This window comes from Catenulispora rubra (assembly GCF_015356825.1).
In the GTDB taxonomy this organism is placed as follows: Bacteria; Actinomycetota; Actinomycetes; order Streptomycetales; family Catenulisporaceae; genus Catenulispora; species Catenulispora rubra.
The window spans coordinates 1-5,761 of sequence record NZ_JAACYW010000462.1 but is presented as its reverse complement, the minus strand read 5'-3'; the positions used below and the strand labels follow the sequence as shown (position 1 = coordinate 5,761).

7 protein-coding genes are annotated in these 5,761 nt (G+C 72.1%); 5 read left to right on the top strand and 2 right to left on the bottom strand.

Going from position 1 to position 5,761, the window contains the following annotated elements; translation table 11 throughout:
- Window positions 1-110 precede the first annotated feature (110 nt).
- Both GWK61_RS52195 and GWK61_RS52190 read right to left on the bottom strand, forming a co-directional pair.
- Window positions 111-782 (bottom strand): hypothetical protein, encoded by a 672-nt coding sequence (locus tag GWK61_RS52195; RefSeq protein WP_194921680.1) that lies wholly within the window; start codon window positions 780-782, stop codon window positions 111-113.
- Between the two features lie 4 nt (window positions 783-786).
- Window positions 787-1,278, bottom strand: coding sequence for a hypothetical protein (locus GWK61_RS52190; protein ID WP_194921678.1), 492 nt, complete (start codon window positions 1,276-1,278; stop codon window positions 787-789).
- Here GWK61_RS52190 and GWK61_RS52185 point away from each other — a divergent pair.
- From GWK61_RS52185 to GWK61_RS52165, 5 genes are all read left to right on the top strand, one after another.
- Complete coding sequence (locus tag GWK61_RS52185; RefSeq protein WP_194921676.1) at window positions 1,262-1,480, top strand: hypothetical protein; 219 nt, start codon at window positions 1,262-1,264, stop codon at window positions 1,478-1,480. The genes GWK61_RS52190 and GWK61_RS52185 overlap by 17 nt on opposite strands.
- Before the next feature lie 485 nt (window positions 1,481-1,965).
- Window positions 1,966-3,006: an NAD(P)-dependent alcohol dehydrogenase gene (locus GWK61_RS52180; protein ID WP_194921674.1), complete on the top strand. Its 1,041-nt coding sequence runs from the start codon at window positions 1,966-1,968 to the stop codon at window positions 3,004-3,006.
- 31 nt (window positions 3,007-3,037) lie between these two features.
- On the top strand, window positions 3,038-3,823 hold the full coding sequence (locus GWK61_RS52175) for a peptidyl-tRNA hydrolase (protein ID WP_194921682.1): 786 nt from the start codon (window positions 3,038-3,040) through the stop codon (window positions 3,821-3,823).
- Window positions 3,824-4,001: 178 nt separating this feature from the next.
- The gene (locus GWK61_RS52170) at window positions 4,002-4,766 is read left to right on the top strand and encodes a peptidylprolyl isomerase (RefSeq protein WP_194921672.1); all 765 of its coding nucleotides are present in this window, start codon (window positions 4,002-4,004) and stop codon (window positions 4,764-4,766) included.
- A 112-nt stretch (window positions 4,767-4,878) separates the two neighbouring features.
- Window positions 4,879-5,751: an SDR family NAD(P)-dependent oxidoreductase gene (locus GWK61_RS52165; RefSeq protein WP_194921670.1), complete on the top strand. Its 873-nt coding sequence runs from the start codon at window positions 4,879-4,881 to the stop codon at window positions 5,749-5,751.
- Window positions 5,752-5,761: the final 10 nt, after the last annotated feature.

Sequence of the window (5,761 nt, the reverse complement as noted above, 5' to 3'; positions counted from 1 at the left end):
CGCCCCGACCGCCAGCGCCGACCCCAGCCAGCCGGCCACGAACCACCCGCGCCGCCGCACTTGCGGCTGAGGCTCCGCCACCGGCTCCAAAACCCCATCACCGGACTCACTCACAACAGTCCCGCCTGATCCCTCGTGACCGCGGCAACCTCGTCCGTCGACGGCGCACTCTTCGCCCGGTTCACGAACACCTGCTCCACCAACTCCCCGTGCCGCACCAGCCCGTAAGCCGCGTACATCCCACTGGAGTCCTTGTCCCCGGGGCTGCCCACGGCCCCGGTAGCCGTCCCCGCGATGGCGGGCAGGGTCGTGTCCACCGGGAAATTCGTCGACGCGCTGAACAACTTCGCGCCCGCGACCGTCCGGAACTGCACCAGATCGATCTCGACGTACGTCCCGTCCGCCAGCGTCCACCCGGTCCGCGCCGCACGCCGGAACCCCTCCGCGTTCAGCTTCATCAGCGCACTGGACGGATTCCGGTAGTACTCCGCCAGATCCCCGATCGTGAACCACTCCCGAGGCGCGAACCCCGTCATGTCCTTCGCCCCCGCCGGCTTCGCCAGCAGCACCGCGCGCAGGTCGCCGTCGAGCTTCGCGCCGTCGTCCGTCGTCGCGTCGCGCGGGTCCGCGATCCCGGACCCGGCCGCCGCCGCCAGCGTCTGCTGGAACGGCGGCAACGGCGTGGCCGACCGCGCGCGCTGGATCAGGAAGCCGCCGACGGTGCCGCCGACCAGCCCGAGCACGACCGCCGAGGAGAACAGCAGTCCGGTCCGTCGCTTCACGCCCTCACCTCCCCGAGTCCAGCCGGGCGATCTGCTTGCGCACCCGGTCGATCAGCACCGCGTGGTCCACCGGCGGCTGGCCGAAGACGTCGACCTCGAAGAACACGTCGCCCCGGAACCCGACCGCGCGCAGCCGCGCCTCGCCCAGCGACGCGTCGAGCGGGATGTCGTACGCCTTCTCGTCCGGATAGCCGGGGATGCCGAACGCCGACCAGCCCGGCATCTCCTTGTCGGCGTCGGCCCAGGCCCGTGCGACGCTCGCCGAGCCGAAGTGCAGCAGGCGCACGGTGACGTGGTACTTCGCGTCCCCGGTCTGGTACGAGCGGGTCGCGCCGCCCTTGAAACCCGCCTGCCCGAGCAACTTCAGAACTTCGGAGCTGTTCGCGTAGGGCGCCGCCGCAGCGGCCGCGGTCAACGTGTCGCCGTCCGGCGTGCCGACCGCCGAGGCGTCGGATGGGACCGGCAGTAGGAAGTACCGGATGTCGCCGCTGTGCACGCCGTTCGAGACGCTTCCGGTCACCGTCGAGGACGGCGACGGCGGCGCCGACGACGAAGACGATGAAGAAAACGAAGGGACCGGCGGAGAAGAAGACGAACTCGAATCAGGGCTCGGCGAAGGCCCGGATCCCGAAGCGGAACCAGAACCCGAGGGCGACGTCGCAGCAGCCTGCGAAACACCGTCCGTTCCCGACGAATGACCCCGCCCCACGGCCACCACGGCCCCGGCGGTCCCACCCGCGATCAGAACCCATCCGACAGAGAACGCCGCGATGGTCGCACGTCTGCGACCGGCGCCCGGACCAAGCACTTCTGGCAACGCCCACCCCTGAAACTGACGAGAGATCGCCGAGACATCGACGAGACGAGGATCTTCCCAGTCGAGAAGATGTTCGGATAACCTCATTTGACATCACGGTTGGGCCACGATTTCCCGCCGCAGGTCGGACGCGCGGAGGCAGGCCCGGAAGCACACGCGACGGCCGGTCCGGATTCCACCGATCGGCGGCCCGGCCCCCACCCGCGACCGCCGAACGATTGCGGCCCGAGCAGCGGCGGGTCAAGGTGTTCGGGACGTCGGTCCGCGACCCGGACCGCCGCTGAGGCGTGCCATGAGAAACGCCCGACGAACCCCGACGAACCCCGACGAACCCCGACGAACCCCGACCCGGAAGGCGGTCCCGCGATGAAGGCCCTCCAGTACCCCGCGGTCGGAGCCGCCCCGGTGGTCGTCGACGTCCCCGAACCCGAACCGGGCCCCGGTCAGGTCCTGCTGAAGGTCACCGCCGCCGGCGTGTGCCACTCCGACATCGCGGTGATGAGCATGCCCGCCGCCGCGCTCCGCTTCCCGCTGCCGCTCACCCTCGGCCACGAGGGCGCCGGCACCGTCGCGGCGCTCGGCGAGGGCGCGAGCGGCTTCGCCGTCGGCGACAGCGTGGCCGTCTACGGGCCCTGGGGCTGCGGGATGTGCCACATGTGCGCGCAGGGCAAGGAGAACTACTGCCTGCGCGCCGCCGAGCTCCAGATCTTCCCTCCCGGCCTCGGCGCGCCCGGCGCGATCGCGCAGTACCTGCTCGTCGACTCCGCGCGGCACCTCGTCCCGCTCGGCGGCCTGGACCCGGTGCGCGGCGTCCCGCTCACCGATGCCGGCCTGACGCCGTACCACGCGATCAAGACCGCCCTGCCCAAGCTGGTCGGCGGCAGCACGGCCGTGGTCATCGGCGCCGGCGGCCTCGGGCACGTCGCGATCCAGCTGCTGCGCGCCCTGAGCCCGGCCCGCGTCGTGGCGCTGGACGTGGCGCCGGAGAAGCTGGAACTGGCCCGGGAAGTCGGTGCGGACGAGGCGCTGATGTCGGACGAGAAGGCCCCGGCGGCGGTGAAGGAGCTGACCGGCGGCCGCGGCGCCGAGGCGGTGTTCGACTTCGTCGGCGCGCCGGCTACCGTGGCCCTCGCCTCGGCCTGCGCCGGCGTGGAGTCCGACGTGACGATCGTCGGCATCGGCGGCGGCAGCGCGCAGGTCGGGTTCGGCGTGACGCCGTACGACGCGGCGTTCCGGGCGCCGTACTGGGGAACGCGGGCCGAGCTGATCGAAGTGCTCGACCTGGCGCGCGACGGATCGGTGTCGGTCCACGTCGAGACGTACAGCCTGGACGAGGCGCCGAAGGCCTACGAGCGGCTGCACGCCGGCCAGGTCCGGGGGCGGGCGGTCATCGTGCCCGGCGACTGACGCATATTCTGCTGGGGTGACTGGCTCGATCATGGAATCCGGCGACCCCTTCTCCGCGCCGACTGTTCCCACGGCTCCCATCGCGACGACCGTGCCCGCCGTCGCGGCGGCCACCGAAGCCGAAGCAGCCGCGCGCGACGCGAACCCGCAGTACGTCCTGCCGCTGGTCGTCCGCATCGAGCGCGCGACGCCTCCACAGCGCGCTGACGCGCTGGAGACGTCGGCGCGAGCCGTCCTGACCTTCCTGTCCGACCCCCGCTCCACCGAGCCCGACGGGGAGTGGACGCCGTTGGTCCACGCCTGGACCGACGGCCGCATCCGCAAGGTCGTGCGCCGCGCCCGCGGTGCGGAATGGACCCGTGCCGAAGCGCTGCCGGGCATCACGGTCGTCGGCACTGCCGAGGACAACCCGGCGCAGGTCCGCGTCTACCCGCCGGTCCCGCTCGACGCGTGGCCGAAGGACCTCGCACGCCTCCAGGTCTCCGGCACCGACCTGGAGGACGCCGAACCGCCCGCGCCGGTCGTCCCGGGCTCGCAGCCGGTGCTGTGGCTGAATCCCGAGCTGGAGATGACCGCCGGCAAGGCGATGGCCCAGGTCGGCCACGCCGCGCAGATCGCCTGGTGGCGCCTGAGCGACGCGCAGCGCAAGGAGTGGGCCGACGCCGGCTTCCCGCTCGCCGTGCGGGTCGCGGCGAAGGACGCGTGGCCGGCGCTCGCCGACTCCGGACGGCCGTTGGTGCGCGACGCCGGCTTCACCGAGATCGCGCCGGGCTCGTGCACCGTGGTCGCCGATCTGCCCGTGCTCGGCGACAGCTGATCGGCTGCTGGCCGCCGCTGCCGAACCACCGCTCCCGACCACCAACTCAGAATTCGAAGACCGGTTCGACCCGATCGGTCGGCATTTGCCGCCCCGCAAAGCTCATCAGGGGTTTACAGCGGACACACGGCTGGGAAAGGCTCCAAGCGTCCTGACCAACCTCTCAGGGAGCTGAAACATGCGGACATCCCGCCTCTCCAGCCGGTCCGGCCGCTTCGTCGCGGCGGCGGCCCTGCTGCTCGGCGTCAGCGTTGCCGCCGCGTCGGGCGCCGGAGCCACCGGTGGTGCCGCCCCGGTGCGTCCGGGGCACGCCACCGTGGTCGCCGCTGACGACGCGGCTCCGGCCGCCGTGGCGCACACCGCCGCCACCACCGCCGCCGACCCCTGCGGCTTCGTCCCGGCCGTGCCCGCCGACGACTTCAAGGGCATCCCGCAGTTCGACGCGAAGAAGGCGGCGCAGCCCTACTCGGTGGTGTTCCACACCAGCGAGGGCGACATCACTGTCAAGGCACTGACCTCGGCCGCGCCCTGCACCACCTTCTCCTTCCGCTTCCTGATCGACCACGGCTACTACAACGGCACCCACTGCCACCGCCTCACCACCCAGCGCCTGTGGGTGCTCCAGTGCGGCGACCCGACCGGCACCGGCAGCGGCGGCCCCGGCTACTCCTTCAACGACGAGAACCTCACCGGCGCCACGTACCCGGCCGGCACCGTCGCCATGGCCAACGCCGGCCCGAACACCAACGGCAGCCAGTTCTTCTTCACCTGGAAGGACACCAAGCTGCGGCCGGACTACACGCCGTTCGGCGTCGTGACCAGCGGCATGGACGTGCTGCAGAAGATCGCCGCGGCCGGCGAGGACGACCAGAACGCGGCCGGCGACGGCTACCCGAACGACTACGTGCTGTTCCGCCACGTGCGGATCCACACGGACCACTAGCAGTCCGCGGCGCTTTGCCGCGTGCGGGCCGGTCGACGACTTCGGTGAGGAGTCGGCCGGCCCGTCCCGTGTTCCTGTTGCCGGACCCCCGCACGCCCCGCAGCATCGAACCATGGACAGTGATCTGAGTCCGCCGCAGAACCTGGCCGACGGCGAGGCGTCGACCATCGAGTCCGGCTCCGGCGTCGGCGACGACACCGCGGCGGCCATCGCGACCATCGACCTGGAACCGGCCGGCATCGAGTTCGCCGACCTGACCGCCCTGGTCACCGGCGCGGCCTCGGGCATCGGCCTGGCGACCGCCCGCCGCCTGGCCGCCGGCGGCGCCGCCGTGGCGCTGGCCGACCACGACCTGGACGGCGCCGAGCGCGCCGCCACCGAACTCGCCGAGTCCGGCGTCCCCGCGCTGGCCATCCGCCTGGACGTGACCGACCCCGCCTCCGTCGAGTCCGCCGTGGCAGCCGCCGTCGCGGGCCTGGGCCCGCTGCGCCTGGCGGTCAACAACGCGGGCATCGCCGGCCCCACCGTCCCCACCGGCGACTACCCGATCGAGGACTGGCGCCGCGTCCTGGCCACCAACCTCGACGGCGTCTTCTACTCCATGCGCTACGAGATCCCCGCGATGCTGGCAGCGGGCGGCGGCAGCATCGTCAACATGGCATCCATCCTCGGCACCAACGGCTTCGCCGGAGCCGCAGCCTACAGCGCGGCCAAGCACGGCGTCGTCGGCCTGACCAAGACCGCGGCCCTGGAGTACGCCGGCCACGGCATTCGGGTGAACTCCGTCGGCCCCGGCTTCATCGAGACACCCCTGCTGTCGAACACGGACGCCGCGGGGCACGAACTGCTGGTGTCCCTGCACCCGATGGGGCGGTTGGGACTTGCCGACGAGGTGGCGGAGCTGGTCGCGTTTCTGCTGTCGGATCGGGCGACTTTCATTACTGGGAGCTACCACCTGGTGGATGGGGGGTACGCGGCTCAGTAGGGGGCGGCAG

Coding starts and splice junctions, on each gene's coding strand:
- GWK61_RS52185 (WP_194921676.1), top strand. CDS start 1,262: ATGTCGCCGCTGTGCACGCCGTTCGAGACGCTTCCGGTCACCGTCGAG.
- GWK61_RS52180 (WP_194921674.1), top strand. CDS start 1,966: ATGAAGGCCCTCCAGTACCCCGCGGTCGGAGCCGCCCCGGTGGTCGTC.
- GWK61_RS52175 (WP_194921682.1), top strand. CDS start 3,038: ATGGAATCCGGCGACCCCTTCTCCGCGCCGACTGTTCCCACGGCTCCC.
- GWK61_RS52170 (WP_194921672.1), top strand. CDS start 4,002: ATGCGGACATCCCGCCTCTCCAGCCGGTCCGGCCGCTTCGTCGCGGCG.
- GWK61_RS52165 (WP_194921670.1), top strand. CDS start 4,879: ATGGACAGTGATCTGAGTCCGCCGCAGAACCTGGCCGACGGCGAGGCG.